Here is a 21642-nt window from a genome sequence, read left to right as displayed (position 1 = left end):
CCCGAGCCTGGTTGCTACAGCTCTGGAGCCCCACCCGATCTCAAACAGCGCCACCGCGGCCTCGCGCTGTTCCTCGGACAACGAACTTCTTCCATGCATAAAACTGCTCCCCGAAAGTCAGAACTGATTTTTCAGTCCAACTTTCGGGGAGCAGTTCAATCGAGGGGCCTTTTTGTTGTCCTGGAGGGGACGACGGGAATCGAACCCGCGTAATCAGTTTGGAAGACTGAGGCTTTACCATTAAGCTACGTCCCCGAAGGAAGATCCGATTCTCAGCGGAAACTCCGGGCTGGCTGTTCAAGCCGGATACAACTAAACCTAATCCATGGCCAACGTGTCAAATGTGCAATCGCGACGCGTATCACCGTAGACTTGCCTGTGCACTTACGGGGTGTAGCTCAGCTTGGCTAGAGCGCCTGCTTTGGGAGCAGGAAGTCGCAGGTTCAAATCCTGTCACCCCGACTCTGCGGCCAGGACCAGCCGGCCTGGACACACATTGCGTTTGCAGAAAACCCCATCCCACAACCCAGGAGTACTTAGACCGTGAAGAGCGCTGTCGAGAACCTCACCCCCACGCGGGTCAAGCTCAATGTTGAGGTCCCCTTTGAGGAACTGAAGCCCAGCATCGACTCGGCCTACAAGACTGTTGCGTCGCAGATCCAGGTCCCCGGGTTCCGCAAGGGCAAGGTTCCCGCCAAGCTCATCGACCAGCGGGTTGGCCGTGGCTACGTCCTGGAGACCGCCATCAACGACGGCCTCAACGGCTGGTACCAGGCTGCCGTGCAGGAGTCCGGCATCCGCCCCCTGAGCCGTCCCGAGGTGGAAATCACCGAGGTTCCCGACCCCTCCGCCACCGACGGTGGCCTGAAGTTCGCCGCCGAGGTTGACGTCCGCCCCGAGATCGAACTCCCGGACTACGCCGGCATCGAGGTCCAGGTTGCGGCTGCGGAATCCTCCGACGCCGACGTGGACAAGGCCCTGGACGAACTGCGCGGACGCTTCGGCACCCTGAAGTCCGTTGACCGTCCCGCTGCCGACGGTGACTTCCTCACCATCGACATCACCGCCACGATCGACGGCGAAGAGGTTGACTCCGCTGCCGGCCTGTCCTACCAGGTTGGCGCCGGCACCATGCTTGAGGGCATGGACGAAGCCGTGACCGGCCTCAGTGCCGACGAGGACGCCATCTTTAACACCACTCTGGTGGGCGGCGACCACGCCGGCGAAGCCGCCCAGGTCAAGGTTGTTGTTAAGGCCGTCAAGGAACGCGAACTGCCCGAAGCGAACGACGACTTCGCCCAGCTGGCCTCCGAGTTCGACACCCTCGCCGAACTCCGCGAAGACCTGGCCAAGCAGGCCGCAGAGTCGAAAATCGTGGAGCAGGGTGTTGAAGCCCGCGACAAGGTCCTGGACAAGCTGGTGGAACTCGTTGAGGTTCCGGTTCCGGACTCCGTTGTCGAAGAGCAGCTCGAAGCCCACTTCCAGGAGGGCAACGGCCACGGTGACGGCGAGCACGACACCGAAGAGCACCGCGAAGAGGTCCGCGCCAACACGGCCCGCGCCTTCCAGAACGAAATCATCCTCGACGCCATCGCGGAGAAGGAAGAAGTCAACGTCAGCCAGAACGAGCTGATCGACTACATCGTCACCACCGCCAGCCAGTACGGCATGGACCCCAACCAGTTCGCCCAGATCATCGATCAGAGCGGCCAGGTTCCCATGATGGTTTCCGAGGTCCGCCGCCGCAAGGCACTGGCCGTCGTCCTGGGCCAGGCCACGGTAACCGACACCGAGGGCAAGGCTGTTGACCTGAGCGACTTCGTCCGCCCCGCCGGCGAAGAGGCACCTGCCGCCGAAGCGGCCGACGCCGACGCAACCGAAGGTGCCGAGGCAGAGGTTGTCGAAGCCGAGGACACCACGGCAGACGCCAAGGCATAGTCCTTTTTGAACCGCAGCGAACGGCCCCTGGATCCTTTTGATCCGGGGGCCGTTCGCGTTGGACCGGAAGCGGCCCGCTGCTGATTCGCTGATCGTGCGCCGTCAGCGAACAGCCGTCGGTGCGCGAACAAAACACCCGTGAAACCGGTTAGTGTCCAAGTAGTGATTTTCAGTGATGTCACCGTCACCAGTGAGAGGTAAGTAAACATGTCACAGCACTCAGAGGCCCCCCGGATGGCGACCGTCGATCCTGCAGCCCAGGACAACTACATTTACAACCGCCTTCTCAAGGAGCGGATCATCTGGCTGGGCTCGGAGGTGCGTGACGACAACGCCAACGCGATCTGCTCGCAGCTGCTCCTGCTCTCGGCCGAGAACCCGGAAAAGGACATCTACCTCTACATCAACTCGCCCGGCGGCTCCGTCACGGCAGGCATGGCCATCTACGACACCATGCAGTTCATCCCTAACGACGTCGTAACCGTCGCCACCGGGCTGGCCGCGTCCATGGGACAGTTCCTCCTGTCCTCGGGTACCAAGGGCAAGCGGTACGCAACCCCGAACGCCCGCGTCCTGATGCACCAGCCCTCCGGCGGCATCGGCGGCACCGCGTCCGACATCAAGATTCAGGCAGAACTCATCCTGCACATGAAGAAGGTCATGGCGGAACTGACGGCTGACCAGACCGGGCAGACCGTTGAAACCATCCTCAAGGACAACGACCGCGACAAGTGGTTCACCGCCACCGAGGCCCTCGAATACGGCTTCTTCGACAAGATCGCCGCCCACGCCGGCTCCGTGGCAGGCGGCGGCGGAACGTCCAACGATTCCTCCGGCGAATCAGCCTCCCAGAACTAACCGGCATCCAGAACCCCTTTCGATCAGGAGCAAACACAATGAACTACAACTTCGGGTGGTCAGCCGGGAATCTTCCGTCCAGCCGCTACGTCCTGCCGCAGTTCGAGGAGCGCACCCCCTACGGCTTCAAGCGCCAGGACCCGTACACCAAGCTCTTCGAGGACCGCATCATCTTCCTCGGTGTGCAGGTGGACGACGCTTCCGCTGATGACATCATGGCCCAGCTGCTGGTCCTGGAGTCCACGGATCCGGACCGCGACATTACGCTCTACATCAACTCGCCCGGTGGTTCCTTCACCGCCATGACGGCGATCTACGACACCATGCAGTACATCCGCCCCGAGATCCAGACCGTCTGCCTGGGCCAGGCCGCCAGTGCGGCTGCTGTCCTGCTGGCGGCGGGTACACCCGGCAAGCGGCTGGCGCTGCCCAACGCCCGCGTCCTGATCCACCAGCCGGCACTGTCCGGCGGCCAGGGCGGCCAGGCCTCCGACCTGGAGATCCAGGCCGCGGAGGTCATGCGCATGCGTTCCTGGCTGGAGGACACCCTGGCCCAGCACTCCGGCCGCACGTCGGAGCAGGTCAACAACGACATCGAGCGCGACAAGATCCTCACCGCCGACGAGGCCCAGGCATACGGCCTCATCGACCAGGTTCTTGATTCACGCAAGATCAAGCCCCAGGCGATCACGAGGTAGCAGTACCGAAAGCCGGTGCGGTCCAGTTCATTTGGCCGCACCGGCCTTTTCATTCCACCCTTGGGGCCGAATGTGACCTAGAGTGGATGTTGTCACAACCCGGGCCGTGCAGGCCGGGAAAGATTTCAGCAATGGTGCAGGGCTGCCTGGCAGCAGGATACTAAGGGGTTCATATATGGCTCGGATTGGCGAGAGCACGGATCTGCTGAAGTGCTCTTTCTGCGGAAAGAGCCAGAAGCAGGTACGCAAGCTTATTGCCGGCCCCGGTGTCTACATCTGCGATGAATGCATCGAGTTGTGCAACGAAATCATCGAGGAGGAGCTTGCGGAGGTCGCTGATCTCGGCAGCTTCGAACTGCCCAAGCCGCGTGAAATCTTCGACTTCCTGCAGGAATACGTCATCGGCCAGGAGCCCGCCAAGCGGTCCCTCGCTGTCGCGGTCTACAACCACTACAAGCGCATCCAGGCGGGCCATGCCCCAAAGTCCGGAAACCTGGGGGACGGCGGCCATCACGACGACGTCGAGATCGCCAAGTCGAATATCCTCCTCATCGGACCTACCGGCTGCGGCAAGACCTACCTGGCCCAGACCCTCGCCCGCCGGCTGAACGTTCCGTTCGCCGTAGCGGACGCCACCGCCCTGACCGAGGCCGGATACGTGGGCGAGGACGTGGAGAACATCCTCCTCAAGCTCATCCAGGCCGCTGACTATGACGTCAAGAAGGCCGAACAGGGCATCATCTACATCGACGAGATCGACAAGATCTCCCGCAAGAGCGAGAACCCCTCCATCACCCGCGACGTGTCCGGCGAGGGCGTGCAGCAGGCCCTCCTGAAGATCCTGGAAGGGACCGTGGCCTCGGTGCCGCCGCAGGGTGGACGGAAGCACCCGCACCAGGAGTTCATCCAGATCGACACCACCAACGTGCTGTTCATCGTCGCCGGCGCCTTCGCCGGCCTGGAAGAGATCATCGGCTCCCGCTCCGGCCGCAAGGGCATCGGGTTCGGCGCCCCGCTCAACGAGGCCAGCAAGAAGGTGGACTCCTACGGTGAGGTCATGCCGGAGGACCTGCTGAAATTCGGCCTTATCCCCGAATTCATTGGGCGGCTCCCCGTGATCACCACCGTGTCCAACCTGGACCGGGACGCCCTGATCCAAATCCTTTCCACCCCCAAGAACGCCCTGGTGAAGCAGTACCAGAAGATGTTCCAGATCGACGGCGTCGAGCTGGTGTTCGACGACGCTGCCCTGGACGCCATTGCCGACCAGGCATTGGAGCGGGGCACCGGTGCCCGTGGCCTCCGCGCAATCCTGGAGGAGGTCCTGCTTCCCGTGATGTTCGATCTTCCCAGCCGCGAGGACGTGGCCAGCGTGGTGATCACCGAGGACGTCGTCCTGCGGGGCGCCGAGCCCACCATGATTCCGCACGTGGCCAAGCGCCGTAAGTCTGCCTGACCGAGAGGACCTTCGTGACTTCACCTGCAAAGAACAAAGCCGACTTCTGGTTCGACCCCCTCTGCCCGTTCGCCTGGGTCACATCCCGCTGGATCGGGGAAGTGGAAGCCGTCCGGGACATCGAGACGGAGTGGCACGTCATGAGCCTCGCTGTCCTGAATGAGGGGCGTGACCTGGAGCCCGGCTACCGTGAATCCATGGACAACGCGTGGGGCATGGTCCGCGTGATCATCGCCGCCCGGGAAGAGCATGGGCCGCAGGTCATCAAGCCGCTGTATGACGCCATGGGGACGCTGATCCACAACCAGGGGGAAAAAGACCGGGCCGAGGTCATTACTAAAGCCCTTGCCGAGTGCGGCCTCCCCGCCTCCCTGGCCGACGCCGCCACCACGGACGCCTACGACCACCAGCTCCGGGCCAGCCATGAGGAAGGCATTTCGCTGGTGGGCCAGGATGTTGGAACCCCGGTGGTCGCCTTCAATGGAACAGCGTTCTTCGGGCCGGTCCTGACGCGTATTCCCCGCGGTGAGGAAGCCGGCAGGATCTGGGATGCCACCACGGCCATCGCCGCTTATCCGCACTTCTTCGAGTTGAAGCGCAGCCGCACGGAAAGCCCGGAGTTCGACTAGAAACGCCAGGCTGCACCGTTTGCGAGGGCACCGAACATCCTGCAAGGGCCCCGGGAAAACTACCGGAATGTAGTTTCCCCGGGGCCCTTGCACGTGGACCGGCACAGGAGAACAATTGTTCCTACCACTTCGAAAGAAGTGGACGCAGGAACCAAAGATTCAGTGATATGTAAGTTGACGCAGCCATCGGCAAAGTTGAATGCAAGCTACCAGTGACGGGGTAGTAAGACCTGAAGTTCAGCGGATCCTGCCAGACCATCAGAGCACGTCACCGGATGGCCGAAAAAGTCGAAGCCCCACCAACGGCAAAACGCTGATGGGGCTTCCCCTTTGCCCGGAACCGGGTTGACCCCGGCTCCAGGTCCGGCGCTAAGCCTTGGCCGGCTCGTCGCTTGGAGCCAGGGCTACATCAGTGACCGTGAGGTCGCCGTCGCCCACGGCCAGCGTGATCTCCCGGGCGTTGGACGCAGCCTTCAAATCAGCCAGCCCGGCCTGCAGCTGCGCGGTCAGCGCTTCCGGGGCAGTGATGGTCGCTGACAGCACTTCGGTGCGCTGCTTGACCTTGGCCTCGGACTTGGCCTTGCGGACACCGCTGAGTGCCACGCCCACGGTCGCGAGCATGGTGGTGTCCCCGCCGGGGATCTCCAGGGCGGCAGGCCACTGGGCCCGGTGCACCGACCCGGTACGCCACCAGCTCCATACTTCCTCGGTGGCGAAGGGCAGGAACGGGGCGAAGAGCCGCAGCAGGGTGTCCAGCGTGGTGGCCAGCGCGGCCAGCACCGAAGCCTGCTCCGATTCGCCGGCGGCACCGTAGGCCCGGTCCTTGATCAGTTCCACGTAGTCGTCGGTGAACTGCCAGAAGAACGACTCCGTGAGCTGCAGGGCGCGGGCGTAGTCGTAGCTGTCGAATGCCTTGGTGGACTGTGCCACGACCTCGGCCAGCTGGGCCAGCAGCGCCCGGTCCAGGGGGTTCGCCAGGACGGAAAGATCGCCCGACAGCACCGAGTTTTCGGTGGCGCCCAGGTTAAGCACGAACTTGGAGGCATTCAGGAGCTTGATGGCCAGGCGGCGGCCGATCTTCATCTGCGCGATCTCGTAGGCGGTGTCGGCGCCGAGCCGTGCAGAGGCAGCCCAGTAGCGGACGGCGTCCGAACCATACTCGTTCAGGACGTCCGTGGGCACCACCACGTTGCCCTTGGACTTGGACATCTTCTTGCGGTCCGGGTCCAGGATCCAGCCGGAGATGGCCGCGTGCTTCCAAGGGGCACAGTCCTGGAGGGCGTCCGCGCGGACCACCGAGGAGAAGAGCCAGGTCCGGATGATGTCGTGGCCCTGGGGGCGCAGGTCGAACGGGTAGACCTTGGCGAACAGGCCCTCGTCACGGCTCCAGCCGCCCACGATCTGCGGGGTCAGCGAGGAAGTGGCCCACGTGTCCAGGACGTCGGCGTCGCCCGTGAAGCCGTTGGGCTGGTCGCGCTGTGCCTCCTCGAAGCCGGGGGCAGCGTCCGCTGCCGGATCAACGGGCAGCATCGCGTCGGAGGGCAGGATGGGGTTGTCATACTCCGGGTTGCCCTGTGCGTCGAGCGGGTACCAGACGGGGATCGGCACGCCAAAGAACCGCTGGCGGGAAACCAGCCAGTCACCGTTCAGGCCGGCAATCCAGTTCTCGTAGCGGGAGCGCATGAAGGACGGGTGGAAGTCGATGTCCTTGCCGCGGCCAATGAGGCGTTCGCGGCGGTCCTCGTCGCGGCCACCGTTGCGGATGTACCACTGGCGGGAGGTGACCACTTCCAGGGGCTTGTCGCCCTTCTCGAAGAAGTTCACCGGGTGGGTGATTTTCTTGGGCTCACCGTCCAACAGGTCCGCTTCCTTGAGCAGTTCCACCACGGCTTCCTTGGCTGAGAAGGCAGTCTTGCCGGCGATGGCGGCGTACGCCTCCTTGCCGGCCTCGCTGGTGATCCACTCGGGCGTTTCGGCGATGATGCGGCCGTCGCGGCCCATGATGGCGCGGGTGGGCAGCTGCAGTTCGCGCCACCACGTGACGTCGGTCAGGTCGCCGAAGGTGCAGACCATGGCGATGCCGGAACCCTTGTCCGCCTTTGCCAGCGGATGGGCCTTGACCTCGAGTTCAACATCGAACAGCGGTGACTTCACGGTCTTGCCGAACAGCGGCTGGTACCGCTCGTCGTCGGGGTTCGCCACCAGCGCGGCACATGCTGCAAGGAGCTCCGGGCGGGTGGTCTCGATGAAGATCTTCCCGCCGTCTTCGGTGAAGAAGGGGTAGCGGTAGTAGGCGCCCGGGACCTCGCGGTCCTCAAGCTCGGCCTGGGCCACCGCGGTACGGAACGTGACGTCCCACAGCGTGGGAGCCTCGGCCATGTAGGCGTCCCCGGCGGCGAGATTGGCCAGGAAGGCGCGCTGGGACACCGCGCGGGAAGTGTCATCGATGGTGCGGTAGGTCAGGTCCCAGTCGACGGACAGGCCCAGGGTCTGGAACAGGTTTTCGAAGACCTTCTCGTCCTCAACGGCCAGTTCCTCGCACAGTTCGATGAAGTTCTGCCGGGATACGACGTCGAAATCGCGCTGGTTCTTGGCCGGCTGGGCGGGCGGCCGGTAGTCGGCGTTGTACGGGATGGCCGGATCGCATCGAACACCGTAGTAGTTCTGGACCCGGCGTTCGGTGGGCAGGCCGTTGTCATCCCAGCCCATGGGGTAGAAGACGTTCCTGCCGGTCATGCGCATGTAGCGTGCCTGGACGTCCGTCTGGGTGAAGGAGAACATGTGCCCCACGTGCAGGGATCCCGACGCGGTGGGCGGGGGAGTGTCGATCGAGTAGACCTGCTCCCGGGTGGTGTCGGGGTTGAACTTGTAAGTTCCTTCGGCCAGCCAGCGCTGGGTGAGCGCGGCTTCGAGGCCTTCGAGGGCCGGCTTGTCCGGAACATTGATGGGGGCGGTGGTGGGCGTGTCTGTACCCTGCGTGTCTTCAGCCATTGGGCAATTCTTTCATGCCCGCTTCCATCCCACCCAACCCGTCCCGCCCGCGCGGACGCGAACACGGGTAGCATGCGGGCCATGGGAGAGTTCCGGGCAACCTTCGGCGTGAAGCGCATCTACGAGCCGCCGGCGGACGGCGACGGCTTCCGGGTGCTGGTGGACCGGCTTTGGCCGCGGGGCATGGCCAGGGAAAACGCCGCCGTGGACCTCTGGCTCAAGGACGTGGCACCCTCCACGGAGCTGCGCAAGGAGTTCAACCACCGCCCCGAACAGTTCGCCGGTTTCAGCGAACGCTACCGGCTTGAACTGGACACCAATACGGCCGTGGAGACGCTGCTGGAACTGGCCCGCGCACACCCCCGGATCACCCTCCTCTACGCCGCCCGGAACACCGAAGCGAACAATGCGCACGTCCTGCTTGACTACCTCCGGGGACGGGCCGCCGGCTGATCCCGCTAGGGTGGTGCCATGACTGAGGACTTGCAGAAAAAAGCAGCATTGGTGACCGGCGCGAGCAGCGGAATCGGAGAAGCAACAGTGCGTGCGCTGCGCGCCGACGGGTGGACGGTCTTTGCCGTGGCCCGCCGGGCTGACAGGCTCGCGGCGCTGGAAGGCGGGACAGGCGCCGTCGCGATTCCCGCAGACATCGCAGAGGACGACGACGTGTCCCGGCTCCTCGCCCAGGTCACCGACGCAGGCGGCATCGACACGCTGATCAACATCGCCGGTGGTGCCCGGGGTGCGGACAAGGTAGGCGATGCCAACATCGCCGACTGGGAGTGGATGTACCGCGTCAACGTCCTTGGAACCCTCAAGCTCACCCGCGCGTTCCTTCCGATGCTGCGGGCCACCGGCGAAGGCACGGTCCTGAACCTCACCTCCACCGCAGGGCTGGACGCCTACGAGGGCGGGGGCGGCTACAACGCTGCCAAGTTCGGGCAGCACGCCATGACCAACGCCCTCCGGCTCGAAGAGGCTGAGCACAACGTGCGGGTCATCGAGGTGGCGCCGGGCCTGGTGCAGACCGAGGAGTTCGCCCTCAACCGCCTCGGGGATGCGCAGTCCGCAGAAAAGGTCTACCAGGGCGTGGAGAAGCCGCTCACCGCAGAGGATGTGGCCGACGTGGTCCGCTACGCCGTCAGCGCCCCACACCACGTCAACCTTGACCAGATCGTCATCCGGCCGGTGGCCCAGGCGGCCACGCACAAACTCATCCGGAAGGGCTAAGGCACATGGATGCGCAGGGTGGCCACCACTGCGGCATGATCCGTTCCCTCGATCCGGTGGGCTGAATAGCCGGAGGCGGTGATGTCGCGGCTGGTCACCAGATGGTCCAGCGTGATCCCGGGCAGGCGGTAGCCACGCATCGGCCAAGTGGGCACCAGCCTGCCACCCACGGAGGCGGCCACGTCCACCAGCGTCCGGCCGCCTCCTTGGCCCGCCAGCAGCGCCCGGAATTCCCGGTGGTCGTAGGTTGCGTTGAAGTCCCCGGCCAGCAGCAGGGGACCGGATCCGTTGTCCGCCCTGGCCACCGTGGACAGGTCCTTGCGCCACTGGCCAACGGCGTCACCCACGGGCGCCAGGGTGTGCACAGCCACCACCCGAAGGGCGGCCCCACTGCCGTCGGCCAGGTCAAGGCGGGCCACCGGCATGGTGAACTGGGTGTCCGGAAGCACCCCGCCGTCCTTCAGGCTTAGCGAGGAAAAGATGGCCGTACCGCCGGCGCCGTCCCTGGGATGGGCAACCCGGTGCGGGAGCAGTCCGTCCAGGCCCGCCGCAGTGAGCCGCCGTGACAGCTGGGGCGTGTACTCCTCCACCGCCAGCAGGTCCACGTGCTGTTCACGGACCAGGTCCACGATTCCGGCAGCGGCCGCATTCCCCAGCTCCGCGTTGATGCTCATCACCACGAGGGAAACCGGCCTGCCGGCGGCCTCGGCGGAAGGCCCGCGGACGTCCACCGGGAAGAGCCAGAACGCCTGGCACGCCACCAGGGATCCCGCCAGGACCTGCTGCCACCGGCTGCGGCCAAGGAAGGCCAGGACCAGCGCGGCGGCGGCAGGCACTGTGAGCCAGGGCGTGAACGCCACCAGCTGGACCCCCAGGACGGGCCACTCGACGGGGACAGCCCGCATCATGGACACCGCTGCGACGGGAAGCGCAAGGGGAATGAACAGCCACCGGCATGCGGCGGCTGCGCGCCTCCGCCCGGCAGGGCGCCCGGAAGCTGTCATGACCCGAGTCTAGGGAATACGCGGTGTCGACGTCAGCCCCAACGCCCCTGGATGCTCTGATTGGCATGGGCTGCGCTGAATGGCACAGGACGCGCTGAATGGCACAGGACGCTGCGGCGATAGTAGACTCTTTATGGCTATGACCCGGCAATCACCGGTGAGCTTCCGGAAGAACGCGCAGTGTGCCCGTGCAGGGTGGCTGTGCCAGTAGAACCGGACGGGTAAGCCCGTCACAGCAGTAATGAGAGGCCGGGGCAGCGGGTGTTCCTCACGGAAGACACGCGGCGCCGGTAAGTGAGGTGGTACCGCGGTGGGCGTGCAGTCTTTTAGGGACGGCGCGGCAGCCGTCCTCGCATCCTGAACGGAACCTCCGGCCCTGCCGGGGTTCACCATGCTCAACCCAGGATGTCGAACATGACGTTTTACCCCAAGGCCTCAGCCTCCAGCACCTCGTCCAACGGCAGTGCCGGCGTTTCCGCCTCCGTGAAGTTCCCGGAGATCGAAGAGCGCATCCTGAAGTACTGGGACCAGGACGGCACCTTCCAGGCCAGCATCGACCAGCGCAGCGCCGACGTCCCCGGCGGTGAGCCCGGCAGCAACGAATTCGTGTTCTACGACGGCCCGCCCTTCGCCAACGGCCTGCCGCACTACGGCCACCTCCTCACCGGCTATGCCAAGGACCTGGTGGGCCGTTACCAGACCCAGCGAGGCAAGCGCGTTGAGCGCCGCTTCGGCTGGGACACCCACGGCCTCCCCGCCGAACTTGAAGCCATGAAGCAGCTGGGTATGACGGACAAGACCCAGATCGAAGCCATGGGCATCGACAAGTTCAACGACGCCTGCCGCGCCTCCGTGATGAAGTACGCCGACGAATGGCGCAGCTACGTCACCCGGCAGGCCCGGTGGGTGGACTTCGACAACGACTACAAGACCCTCAACGTCGAGTACATGGAGTCGGTCCTCTGGGCGTTCAAGCAGCTGCACGACAAGGGCCTGACGTACAACGGCTACCGGGTCCTCCCGTACTGCTGGAAGGACGAAACGCCGCTGTCCAACCATGAGCTGCGCATGGACGACGACGTCTACAAGAACCGCCAGGACCAGACCGTCACCGTCACGTTCCCCATCCTCGCGGGGGAGTCGGAGCTGTCGCAGAAGCTGGCCGGCGTCCAGGCCTTGGCCTGGACCACCACGCCCTGGACGCTGCCCACGAACGCCGCGCTCGCCGTCGGGCCTTCCATCACCTACGCCGTGCTGCCCGCCGGACCCAACGGCATCAAAGCCGCTTCGGCCGATGCGCCGGTCGGCGGCAGCTTCCTGCTTGCAGCCGACCTGCTGGGCAGCTACGCCAAGGACCTGGGCTACGACAGCTTCGAAGCTGCGGAAGCCGGCGTGGTGGCCACCTACACCGGTGCTGAACTCGAAGGCCTCGAGTACCAGCGGCTCTGGGACGACTTCGCGGACAACGAGAAGTACGGCATGGAGAACGCCTGGCGCTTCGTGGTGGCCGACTACGTCACCACCACGGACGGAACCGGCATCGTGCACCAGGCCCCGGCCTACGGTGAAGACGACCAGAAGGTCTGCGAAGAGGCAGGCATCCCCGTGGTGCTGTCCGTGGACGAGGGTGCCAAGTTCCTGCCGCTGTTCAAGCACGGCGACCTCCACGACATTGTGGGACTGCAGGTCTTCGAGGCCAACAAGCCCATCACCCAGGTGCTCAGGGCCCAGGGCCGGCTGGTGCGCCAGGCCAGCTACGAGCACAGCTACCCGCACTGCTGGCGCTGCCGTAACCCGCTGATCTACCGCGCGGTGTCCTCCTGGTACGTGGAGGTCACCAAGTTCAAGGACCGCATGTCCGAACTGAACCAGGAGATCAACTGGATCCCCGGCAACGTCAAGGACGGCCAGTTCGGCAAGTGGCTGGAAAACGCCCGCGACTGGTCCATCAGCCGCAACCGCTTCTGGGGCAGCCCCATCCCCGTATGGCAGTCAACGGACCCGGAATACCCGCGCACCGACGTCTACGGCTCGCTCGCGGAGATCGAAGCGGACTTTGGCCGGCTGCCGCTGAACAAAGACGGCGAGGTGGACCTCCACCGCCCCTTCATCGACGAGCTCACCCGGCCGAACCCGGACGACCCCCGCACCCCCGAAGAGGGCCAGTCCGTGATGCGCCGCGTGGAAGACGTACTGGACGTCTGGTTCGACTCCGGCTCCATGCCGTACGGCCAGGTGCACTACCCGTTCGAGAACGAAGCCTGGTTCAACACCCACAACCCGGCCGACTTCATCGTGGAGTACATCGGCCAGACCCGTGGCTGGTTCTACATGCTGCACATCCTCTCCACGGCGCTCTTCGACCGGCCCGCGTTCAGGAACGTCATCAGCCACGGCATCGTGCTGGGCTCCGACGGCCAGAAGATGTCCAAGAGCCTGCGCAACTACCCCGACGTGTCCGAGGTCCTGGACCGCGACGGCTCCGACGCCATGCGCTGGTTCCTCATGTCCAGTCCCATCCTGCGCGGCGGCAACCTGATCGTCACCGAGCAGGGCATCCGCGACGGCGTCCGCCAGGTGATCCTGCCGCTGTGGAACGTGTACAGCTTCTTCACGCTCTACACAAACGCGGCTGCTGCAGGCCAGGGTTACGACGCGAAGCTGCGCTACGACGGTTACGCGGACACCCTGGACCAGTACCTGCTGGCCAACACCGGCGACCTGGTCCGGAACATGACCGCGCAGCTGGACACCTACGACATCTCCGGCGCCTGCGACTCGCTGCGCAGCTACCTGGACATGCTCACCAACTGGTACGTCCGCCGCAGCCGGCAGCGGTTCTTCGACGAGGACCAGGACGCCTTCGACGCCCTGTTCACCGCACTGGAGACCGTCACCCGTGCTGCTGCGCCGCTGCTTCCGCTGGTCTCGGAAGAGATCTGGCGCGGCCTGACCGGCGGCCGGTCCGTGCACCTTGCCGACTGGCCCGACGCGGACCTCTTCCCCGCCAACCCGGCCCTGGTTGAAGCCATGGACCGGGTCCAGCAGATCTGCTCAACCGGCTCCTCGCTCCGCAAGGCAGCCAACCTGCGTGTCCGCCTGCCCTTGCAGGAACTCACCGTGGTGGCACCTGGGGCTGATGCGCTGGAAGGCTTTGCCGCCGTCGTCGCCGATGAACTCAACCTCCGTTCCGTCCGCCTCCTGGACGCCGCCACCGCTTCCCCCGAGGAGTTCGGCATCCAGCAGAAGCTGGTGGTGAACGCCCGGGCCGCCGGTCCGCGCCTTGGCAAGAATGTCCAGCTGGCCATCAAGGGCTCCAAGTCCGGCGACTGGTCGGTGGACGACGACGGCGTGGTCACAGCGGGCGGGCTGCAGCTCGAGCCCCAGGAGTACATGCTGGAGACCGTGGTGGCAGAGTCCGAGGGCGGTTCCGCCGCTGTCGCCGTGCTGCCCGGAGGCGGGTTCGTGGTCCTGAACACCGAAGTCACGCCGGAGCTTGAAGCCGAAGGGTTGGCGCGCGACATGGTCCGCGCCATCCAGCAGGCGCGCAAGGACGCCGGCCTCAACGTGAGCGACCGGATCCGGACCACCGTCACCGCACCGCAGAACATGGTGGATGCCCTGCTGGCCAACGCCGAACTCGTCAAGGGCGAGACGTTGACTGTTGCCCTGGACGCCCAGGCAGGCAGCACGGCTGAACCCGCCGTCGCCGTTGAAAAAGTGGAGGCCTAGGACATGACCGACGAATTTTCCGTGGAGAGCGTGTACGCCGAACTGCTGGGCCGGGCGCCGGAAAACAAGATGGAGCCCCGCCTGGCGCCGCTGTTCCGCGCCATGGACGTGCTCGGTGAACCCAACAAGGCCTTTCCGATCATCCATGTCACCGGAACCAACGGCAAGACCTCCACGTCCCGGATGATCGAATCCGTGCTCCGCGCCCATGGCCTGAGCACGGGACGCTACACAAGCCCGCACCTGTCCAAGGTCACCGAACGGATCAGCATCGACGGCCACCCCGTCTCCGATGAGACGTTCGTCAGGATCTGGGACGAAATCCGGCCCTACCTGCAGATCGTGGACTCCGAGCTGGAAGCCGAAGGGCAGCCGCGGCTGACCTACTTCGAGTGCCTCACCATCCTGGGCTTCGCCATCTTCGCCGACCAGCCCGTCAACGTGGCCATCATCGAGGTGGGCCTTGGCGGCATCACGGACGCCACCAACGTCGGTGACGGCCAGGTGTCGGTGGTGACGCCGATTTCGTTGGACCACACGGACCTGCTGGGCGACACCACCGAGGACATCGCCTACGAAAAGGCCGGCATCATCAAGCCCGGCGGCTACCTCATCAGCGCAGCGCAGCCCCTCGATGCGGCCCAGGTGCTGCTGGAAAAGGCCAAGGAAGTGGGCGTGCCGTTCCGCTTCGAAGGCGTGGAGTTCGGCGTCGAGTCGCGGACAGTGGCTGTTGGCGGCCAGATGGTCACCATCCAGGGCATTGCCGGACGTTACCCGGACCTGCTGGTACCGCTGTACGGCGCCCACCAGGCGCAGAATGCCGCCGTAGCCGTGGCCGCCCTCGAAGCGTTCTTCGGCGGCGAAAAGGAGCTCGACTTCGAGGTCCTGCAGGAAGGCTTCGCCGCAGTGACGTCACCGGGCCGCCTCGAAGTGGTACGCACGGCACCCACCATCATTGTGGACGCCGCGCACAACCCCGACGGCATCAAGGCCTCCGCTGCAGCACTGCAGGAAGCGTTTACCTTCACGCGCCTGGTGCCCGTGGTGGGCGTGCTCAAGGAAAAGGACGCCGAAGAAATCCTGCGGGAGCTGAGGGAATCCCTGGGGGACGTGGCCGTGGAATACTGCTTCACCCAGTCCAACTCACCGCGCGCCGTACCCGCAGCGGAGCTGGCAGAGCTTGCCATCGACCTGGGCTTCGGCGAGGACAACGTCCACATCGCCGAGAAACTGGATGACGCCCTGGAATGGGCCGTGGAGCGGGCCGAAGCCAATGATGACCTCTCCGGGGCCGTCCTGGTCACCGGATCGATCACCCTGGTGGCCGAGGCACGGATCCTGCTCGGAAAAACGGAGGCGTGAGCATGGCCAGACTGACAAAAGCGCAGCGGGAATGGCGTCCCGGCATGCCGAAGAAGCGCCGCTCCACCAAGGTGATGTTTGCCTCCACGGTGCTGCTCCTGGAAGCGTTCGTCATGTTCTTCGCCACCCTGGTGGTGTTCGGCCTGCGCCGCGGGGAGTTCCCGCCGGCCCTGATCCTCGGTGTGGGCATCGGTCTCAGCGTGGTCATGATCTTCGCCTGCGCGGTCCTGAACAAACCCTGGGGCATCGGCCTGGGCTGGATCCTCCAGCTCGTCCTGATCCTTACCGGCATCTTTGAGCCCGCCATGTTCCTGGTGGGGGCGCTCTTCGCCCTGGCCTGGTGGTACGGCATCCGCACCGGCATCCGGCTGGACCGGGAAGCGGTGCAGCGCGAACGCGAACAGGCGGAATGGGAAGCCGCCCACCCGGACCAGGCTGCCGGTCCCGCCCAGCCGCAATCCCCGTAAGCCCATCCCCGTAGACTTATCCCGAAACCCCACCAACGCATTGGAGCAGTTGTGACTACTGAGCGCACCCTCGTCCTGATCAAGCCCGACGGCGTCGCCCGTAACCTGACCGGCGCCATCCTTGCCCGGATCGAAGCCAAGGGCTACAGCCTTGTTGAGCTGAAGAAGGTCGACGCCACCCGCGAGCTGCTGGAGCAGCACTACGAGGAGCACGTGGGCAAGCCGTTCTACGAGCCCCTGGTGGAATTCATGCTCAGCGGTCCCGTGGTAGCCGCAATCTTCGAAGGCCACCGCGTCATCGAAGGCTTCCGCTCCCTGGCGGGCACCACGGATCCCACGACGGCGGCCCCGGGCACCATCCGCGGTGACTTTGGCCGGGACTGGGGCCTGAAGGTGCAGCAGAACCTGGTGCACGGCTCCGACTCCACGGATTCCGCGGACCGCGAGATCAAGATCTGGTTCCAGTAAGCCAAGTGAAATGACAGATAAGGCCAATGTTCTTCGTGAACATTGGCCTTATCTGTCATATGCCGCAGGGGAGCGCCGGGATTTTGGGCGAGTGCGTTCTAGAACCCCGAGGTTCCTGCGAAGACCTGGATGAACGCGAAGAAGATGGTGGCGATGACAGCCACGTACAGCAGCGCGGTGATGATCCAGCCGGAGTCACCCAGGACGCGGGCTGCACCTGCAGGCATGGGAATGACGCCGGCGGTGATGTTCCGGATGGTGGTCCACACGAAAAGCGGAATCATGGCCGCCCAGACGATCATGCAGAACGGGCAGAGGATGTGGATGGCGTACAAGGCCTGGGACCACAGCCACACGACGAACGCGAAGCCGAGCGTGACGCCCACCTGCAGTCCCAGCCAGTACCAGCGCGCGAACGTCGCCCCGGACAACAGGGCCATACCCACCGTGATGGTGATGGCGAAGGCCACGATTCCGATGAACATGTTGGGGAAACCGAACAGCGAACTTTGCCAGGTCTGCATGACCTGGCCGCAGGAGATCCAGGGATTCACATCGCACACGGTGGTGTGATTGGGGTCCTTGAGCACTTCGAGTTTTTCCAGGACCAGGGTTCCGGAGGCAAGCCAGCCGACGATTCCGGTGATGACCAGCAGCCAGCCGAAGGGCCGGTTCCGGGCCATGCGCGGAATGCTGCCGGCGGCGCTGGTCCGCGGATCGGCGGCGCGTTCCTCTTGATGGGCGCTGACGGGGGAGATGCTGGGCATGGGTGTTGCGTCCTTTTCGTCCGGTGCTCCTGTGCCTGATTGTAACGCCGGTGGCTGGACCCACCCCACAGCAACGGGAACAACAACGCCCGCTTCCGCGGCGATCCAGCCCGGGTATGAGAGAATGAACGTGGCTGGAAGCCGATCCACATTCGGACTCCGGTCCGGTGGTTTGTTCCCAAGACCGCCAATGATGATCAGGGCAGGCTTCGGATTCTTCCGGCACACCCGCGACTCCATTGGGCGGCACCTGGTTGTGGCACGCAGAACAACGGGTTTTCAGAACATCCACCGGCTCCCACGGGCTGCCGCACCCCAACGACGGTGCGAACCTGGGAGTATCCACTTGACTTCTGTCAATGCCTGCGGGTGTTGACAATATGTGCCCCAATGGGTGCCGGATGTGGCGGTACGTCAGGGGCAGGAGTGTTGCCACATATGGACAATGATCAGGAACTGGCCGTTAACGACGAAGCAGCGGCTGCCGGGGCTGCTGCACCCAAGCGGGCTCCGCGGACCCGTCGCAAGACGGCTCCCAGGGCCGGGGACGCCCCGGTGGATGCCGTGAGCACGGCACCGGAAGTTGCCGAAGCACCCGCCGCTGAAGAATCCGGCACTGAAGAGGCCACCGCAGCGCCCAAGTCTCCCGCCCGGCGCACCCGGTCCCGGAAGAAGGCGGACGCCGCAGAACCGCTGCCCGCCTTTGCCGCCGGAGCGGAGCCTGCTGACGCGGCTCCCATTGGCGCCCCCGCCACCGCATCGGATGCAGCTGACGAAAGCGCCGCTGCCGTTCCTGCTCCGGACACAATGGCAGATGCCGAAACCAAGCCGGTCCGCCGCCGTCGGGTAGCTACCCGTAAGGCTGCCTCGCCGGTTTCCGCACCGGAAACGGACTCGGCAGCCGCCACCGAAGTGGCGCCGGAAGCGGCCGGGCCCGAAGCCGTGGTGCCCGAAGCCGCGGACCAGGCCGCAGCGCAGAATGTGGAGCAGGCGCAGGAGCCCGAAGCCAAGGAACCCGCTGCCCAGAAACCGGAAGCCCAGGAGCCCGCCGCCGCACCCGCCGCTGCCGCCGCACCGGAGGCCGCCCGGCAGGAGCAGGCGCCCGACGCCGCTGGAACGAAGGACGGCGGGGCCGCCGCCAGCCCGTTTGGCTCCCTCTTCCTGGAACCGGCGTCCCCGACGTCGGTGCTCTTCCAGGCACCGGACCTCAGCACCGTGGTCCGTCCCGCCGCTCCCGCCGCGGAGGAGCCTGACGAGGAAGAAACCGAAGACACCGACGATTCCTCCAGCCGCCGCCGGCGCCGCAGCCGTGGCCGCAGGGGCCGCAGCCGCATCGACGACAGGACGGAAGAGGACAACGAGGACGGCAGCGATGAGGCTGACGCCGAGGACGGGGCTGACGAGGATACCGCCGGCCAGCTCGAGGACGGTGTAACCTCCCGCCGCCGGCGGCGCCGCCGCCGCGGGGACCAGGACCTTGAGCTCACGGGCGGCGGGGATGACGACCCGCCCAACACGGTGACCAGGGTCCGTGCCCCGCGTGCCGTCAGTGAAGCACCCGTGAGCAACCGCGTGACCAGCGTGAAGGGCTCCACCCGCCTGGAGGCCAAGAAGCAGCGCCGCCGCGAATCCCGCGACACCGGCCGGCGCCGCACGGTCATCACCGAGGCCGAGTTCCTGGCGCGCCGGGAGTCCGTGGACCGGCAGATGATCGTCCGCCAGCGCGACGACAGAATCCAGATCGCCGTCCTCGAAGACGGTGTCCTGGCCGAACACTTCGTGTCCAAGACCCAGCAGGACTCGCTGATCGGCAACGTGTACCTGGGCAAGGTCCAGAATGTGCTGCCGTCCATGGAGGCCGCATTCGTGGACATCGGGCGCGGCCGCAACGCCGTCCTGTACGCAGGTGAGGTCAACTGGGAAGCCGTGAACCTTGAGGGCAAGCAGCGCCGCATCGAAAACGCGCTGAAATCCGGTGATACCGTCCTGGTCCAGGTGACCAAGGACCCGGTGGGACACAAGGGCGCCCGCCTCACCAGCCAGATCTCCCTGCCCGGCCGTTACCTGGTGTACGTACCCGGCGGTTCCATGACCGGCATCTCCCGCAAGCTGCCCGACGTCGAACGCAACCGGCTCAAGCGCATCCTCAAGGACCGCCTGCCCGAACACGCCGGCGTCATTGTCCGCACCGCGGCCGAGGGCGCTTCCGAGGAAGAGCTGACGCACGACATCAACAGGCTGCGCGCCCAGTGGGAGGGCATCGAAAGCCAGTCCGCGTCCACCAAGATCCTGGCTCCCGAGCTGCTCTACGGCGAACCCGATCTCACCATCAAGGTGGTCCGCGACGTCTTCAACGAGGACTTCTCCAAGCTCATCGTTTCCGGTGAGGAAGCCTGGGACACCATCGAGGCCTACGTCACCTATGTGGCGCCGGACCTTGTGGGCCGCCTTGAGAAGTGGACCAAGGACCAGGACATCTTCGCCGCCTGGCGCATCGATGAGCAGATCCACAAGGCACTTGAACGGAAGGTCTTCCTGCCCTCCGGCGGCTCCCTGGTGATCGACCGTACCGAGGCGATGACCGTGGTGGACGTCAACACGGGCAAGTTCACCGGCAGCGGCGGCAACCTTGAGGAAACCGTCACCAAGAACAACCTCGAGGCAGCCGAGGAAGTGGTGCGCCAGCTGAGGCTCCGCGACATCGGCGGCATCATCGTCATCGACTTCATCGACATGGTGCTCGAATCCAACCGCGACCTGGTCCTGCGCCGCCTGGTGGAGTGCCTGGGCCGTGACCGGACCAAGCACCAGGTGGCCGAGGTCACCTCACTCGGCCTGGTCCAGATGACCCGCAAGCGCATGGGTACCGGACTGCTGGAAGTATTTGGCGAGCAGTGCGAGGCCTGCGCCGGCCGTGGTGTTGTGACCCACGACGACCCCGTGGAGCACCGCCGCGCCAACATCGTTGCGGCCGAGCACCACGTCCAGCGCACCGACAACCGGCCCGAGACCCGCACGGAAGCCCGTCCGGAAGGGCAGCGGAGCGACAATGCCCAGCCCGGCGTGCGTCCCGAACGCAAGCGGCGGCGCGGACGCGGCGGGCAGCAGCCCGAAGCGGCCCCGGCACCTGCCGTCCATGTGCACACGGTCCAGCCGGACCCGTCGGACGCCGAGCGGCACGCCAAGGCGGAGGCAACCAGGCTTGCCCTGGCGAACATTGCCGCTGCGGCCCACGCGGCCCACCTGCATGACGACGAGGTGGCGGCAGCCCGGCAGGTGCCTTCTGTGGAGCCTGCGCCGGCGCCCGTCGAGGAGAAGCACGACGCCGACGCCCCGGTACGTCCTGCAGCTGTCCTGACGTTCGGCGGCGAGGAAGTCCCGCTTCCGTTCGTGGAGCACGCTGAGGAACAGCATCCCCAGCCTGCCCTTACCCTGGACCGGCTCGCGGAAGCGTTCGCCCACCTCGGCCAGCCGGCGTCCCCTGTGGAGAACGCGCCTGCCAAGACCGCCGAAGCCGTGAAGGTGCCGGAAACTGTGGCGCCGGAACGGCAGCACGACGACGGGGGAGCGGAAGCGCGCTCCGCCGCAACGGAAGCTGCAGCCGGGAAGGACTACTCCGACCACACGCTGGAGCAGTCGCGGCAACGCAGGCCGCGGCGCCACCGTGCCGCCAGCCGTGCGCAGGGTGCCGCCAACGAGACCGCCGTCCAGCAGCACGAAAACGTCCAGGCGGCAGGCGCGGGCCATTCGCACGCAGCCAAGGCTCCTGAACCCGTGAAGCCCCAGCTGGCGCCGGCGGAACCGGGCAAGGCGCCTGAGGAGCCGATCATCCTCGGCGTGGGTGTGCCTGCCTCGGAGCTCTAGGTACAGGAGTTTCCGGTCAAACGGCCGGCCGCGCAGTAAGGAATCCCCGTCCTGCGGACGATTCCCCCGGGAAGTACCGGGGGAATCGTCCGTGTGGCGGGGATTTCTGCTGCCGGGAGGTTGTTTTTCCCTTGAACCGGGCGCTGTCATCCTTTTTCCTGATGCGGCCTACGGGCTA

The 21642-nt window shown here is 65.5% G+C and carries 15 protein-coding genes and 2 tRNA genes; 13 read left to right on the top strand and 4 right to left on the bottom strand.

Features of this window, described 5'->3' with window-relative positions:
- Positions 1-181: 181 nt before the first annotated feature.
- Positions 182-255 (bottom strand) — tRNA-Gly (locus tag ACWRN3_RS05055).
- A 132-nt stretch (positions 256-387) separates the two neighbouring features.
- Between ACWRN3_RS05055 and ACWRN3_RS05050 the strand changes: the two genes are divergently transcribed.
- From ACWRN3_RS05050 to ACWRN3_RS05025, 6 genes are all read left to right on the top strand, one after another.
- Positions 388-462, top strand: a tRNA-Pro gene (locus ACWRN3_RS05050).
- 81 nt (positions 463-543) lie between these two features.
- Positions 544-1938 carry a trigger factor gene (gene tig / locus ACWRN3_RS05045; protein ID WP_324642166.1) on the top strand — a complete coding sequence of 465 codons (1395 nt, stop codon included), beginning with the start codon at positions 544-546 and terminating at the stop codon, positions 1936-1938.
- Positions 1939-2172: 234 nt separating this feature from the next.
- Positions 2173-2796: an ATP-dependent Clp protease proteolytic subunit gene (locus ACWRN3_RS05040; protein WP_303695379.1), complete on the top strand. Its 624-nt coding sequence runs from the start codon at positions 2173-2175 to the stop codon at positions 2794-2796.
- A gap of 38 nt (positions 2797-2834) precedes the next feature.
- On the top strand, positions 2835-3494 hold the full coding sequence (locus tag ACWRN3_RS05035) for an ATP-dependent Clp protease proteolytic subunit (RefSeq protein ID WP_138606612.1): 660 nt from the start codon (positions 2835-2837) through the stop codon (positions 3492-3494).
- Between the two features lie 175 nt (positions 3495-3669).
- Positions 3670-4950 (top strand): ATP-dependent Clp protease ATP-binding subunit ClpX, encoded by a 1281-nt coding sequence (gene clpX / locus ACWRN3_RS05030; RefSeq protein ID WP_214945809.1) that lies wholly within the window; start codon positions 3670-3672, stop codon positions 4948-4950.
- A gap of 14 nt (positions 4951-4964) precedes the next feature.
- On the top strand, positions 4965-5579 hold the full coding sequence (locus ACWRN3_RS05025; protein WP_324642165.1) for a mycothiol-dependent nitroreductase Rv2466c family protein: 615 nt from the start codon (positions 4965-4967) through the stop codon (positions 5577-5579).
- A 369-nt stretch (positions 5580-5948) separates the two neighbouring features.
- Here the strand turns inward: ACWRN3_RS05025 and valS are convergent, their stop codons facing one another.
- Complete coding sequence (gene valS / locus ACWRN3_RS05020; protein ID WP_476740006.1) at positions 5949-8570, bottom strand: valine--tRNA ligase; 2622 nt, start codon at positions 8568-8570, stop codon at positions 5949-5951.
- A gap of 81 nt (positions 8571-8651) precedes the next feature.
- On the opposite strand from valS, the gene ACWRN3_RS05015 reads away from it, so the two are divergent.
- Together ACWRN3_RS05015 and ACWRN3_RS05010 are read left to right on the top strand one after the other, a co-directional pair.
- Positions 8652-9023: a DUF488 domain-containing protein gene (locus tag ACWRN3_RS05015; protein WP_324642163.1), complete on the top strand. Its 372-nt coding sequence runs from the start codon at positions 8652-8654 to the stop codon at positions 9021-9023.
- Between the two features lie 18 nt (positions 9024-9041).
- Positions 9042-9800 carry an SDR family oxidoreductase gene (locus tag ACWRN3_RS05010; protein WP_255172445.1) on the top strand — a complete coding sequence of 253 codons (759 nt, stop codon included), beginning with the start codon at positions 9042-9044 and terminating at the stop codon, positions 9798-9800.
- Here the strand turns inward: ACWRN3_RS05010 and ACWRN3_RS05005 are convergent.
- A complete protein-coding gene (locus ACWRN3_RS05005) occupies positions 9797-10804 on the bottom strand; it encodes an endonuclease/exonuclease/phosphatase family protein (protein ID WP_476740005.1) in 1008 nt (335 codons plus the stop codon). The genes ACWRN3_RS05010 and ACWRN3_RS05005 overlap by 4 nt on opposite strands.
- A gap of 414 nt (positions 10805-11218) precedes the next feature.
- Here ACWRN3_RS05005 and ileS point away from each other — a divergent pair, with 414 nt between their 5' ends.
- Genes ileS through ndk form a run of 4 tightly spaced genes read left to right on the top strand, consistent with a single transcriptional unit; the run spans position 11219 to position 16833 of the window.
- Positions 11219-14536, top strand: coding sequence for an isoleucine--tRNA ligase (gene ileS, locus ACWRN3_RS05000; RefSeq protein WP_476740004.1), 3318 nt, complete (start codon positions 11219-11221; stop codon positions 14534-14536).
- A 3-nt stretch (positions 14537-14539) separates the two neighbouring features.
- Entirely contained in the window at positions 14540-15898 is a 1359-nt protein-coding gene (locus ACWRN3_RS04995; protein ID WP_255172442.1) for a bifunctional folylpolyglutamate synthase/dihydrofolate synthase, read from the top strand.
- A gap of 2 nt (positions 15899-15900) precedes the next feature.
- Entirely contained in the window at positions 15901-16365 is a 465-nt protein-coding gene (locus ACWRN3_RS04990) for a DUF4233 domain-containing protein (RefSeq protein WP_255172441.1), read from the top strand.
- A gap of 51 nt (positions 16366-16416) precedes the next feature.
- The gene (ndk, locus tag ACWRN3_RS04985) at positions 16417-16833 is read left to right on the top strand and encodes a nucleoside-diphosphate kinase (RefSeq protein WP_159631802.1); all 417 of its coding nucleotides are present in this window, start codon (positions 16417-16419) and stop codon (positions 16831-16833) included.
- A 98-nt stretch (positions 16834-16931) separates the two neighbouring features.
- Here ndk and ACWRN3_RS04980 read toward each other — a convergent pair whose 3' ends face one another.
- Positions 16932-17600 carry a vitamin K epoxide reductase family protein gene (locus ACWRN3_RS04980; RefSeq protein WP_324642157.1) on the bottom strand — a complete coding sequence of 223 codons (669 nt, stop codon included), beginning with the start codon at positions 17598-17600 and terminating at the stop codon, positions 16932-16934.
- Positions 17601-18038: 438 nt separating this feature from the next.
- Between ACWRN3_RS04980 and ACWRN3_RS04975 the strand changes: the two genes are divergently transcribed.
- Positions 18039-21464, top strand: a complete 3426-nt coding sequence (locus ACWRN3_RS04975; protein WP_476740003.1) for an Rne/Rng family ribonuclease — start codon at positions 18039-18041, stop codon at positions 21462-21464.
- Positions 21465-21642 lie beyond the last annotated feature (178 nt).

This window comes from Pseudarthrobacter sp. rb (assembly GCF_056389225.1).
This window is presented reverse-complemented; position numbering and strand designations above follow the sequence as displayed.

What these genes read in the sequence shown, in the direction of transcription:
- ACWRN3_RS05040 (WP_303695379.1), top strand. Translation starts at nt 2,173, where the DNA reads ATGGCGACCGTCGATCCTGCAGCCCAGGACAACTACATTTACAACCGC.
- ACWRN3_RS05035 (WP_138606612.1), top strand. Translation starts at nt 2,835, where the DNA reads ATGAACTACAACTTCGGGTGGTCAGCCGGGAATCTTCCGTCCAGCCGC.
- clpX (WP_214945809.1), top strand. Translation starts at nt 3,670, where the DNA reads ATGGCTCGGATTGGCGAGAGCACGGATCTGCTGAAGTGCTCTTTCTGC.
- valS (WP_476740006.1), bottom strand. Translation starts at nt 8,570, where the DNA reads ATGGCTGAAGACACGCAGGGTACAGACACGCCCACCACCGCCCCCATC.
- ACWRN3_RS05015 (WP_324642163.1), top strand. Translation starts at nt 8,652, where the DNA reads ATGGGAGAGTTCCGGGCAACCTTCGGCGTGAAGCGCATCTACGAGCCG.
- ACWRN3_RS05010 (WP_255172445.1), top strand. Translation starts at nt 9,042, where the DNA reads ATGACTGAGGACTTGCAGAAAAAAGCAGCATTGGTGACCGGCGCGAGC.
- ACWRN3_RS05005 (WP_476740005.1), bottom strand. Translation starts at nt 10,804, where the DNA reads ATGACAGCTTCCGGGCGCCCTGCCGGGCGGAGGCGCGCAGCCGCCGCA.
- ileS (WP_476740004.1), top strand. Translation starts at nt 11,219, where the DNA reads ATGACGTTTTACCCCAAGGCCTCAGCCTCCAGCACCTCGTCCAACGGC.
- ACWRN3_RS04995 (WP_255172442.1), top strand. Translation starts at nt 14,540, where the DNA reads ATGACCGACGAATTTTCCGTGGAGAGCGTGTACGCCGAACTGCTGGGC.
- ACWRN3_RS04990 (WP_255172441.1), top strand. Translation starts at nt 15,901, where the DNA reads ATGGCCAGACTGACAAAAGCGCAGCGGGAATGGCGTCCCGGCATGCCG.
- ACWRN3_RS04980 (WP_324642157.1), bottom strand. Translation starts at nt 17,600, where the DNA reads ATGCCCAGCATCTCCCCCGTCAGCGCCCATCAAGAGGAACGCGCCGCC.
- ACWRN3_RS04975 (WP_476740003.1), top strand. Translation starts at nt 18,039, where the DNA reads ATGGACAATGATCAGGAACTGGCCGTTAACGACGAAGCAGCGGCTGCC.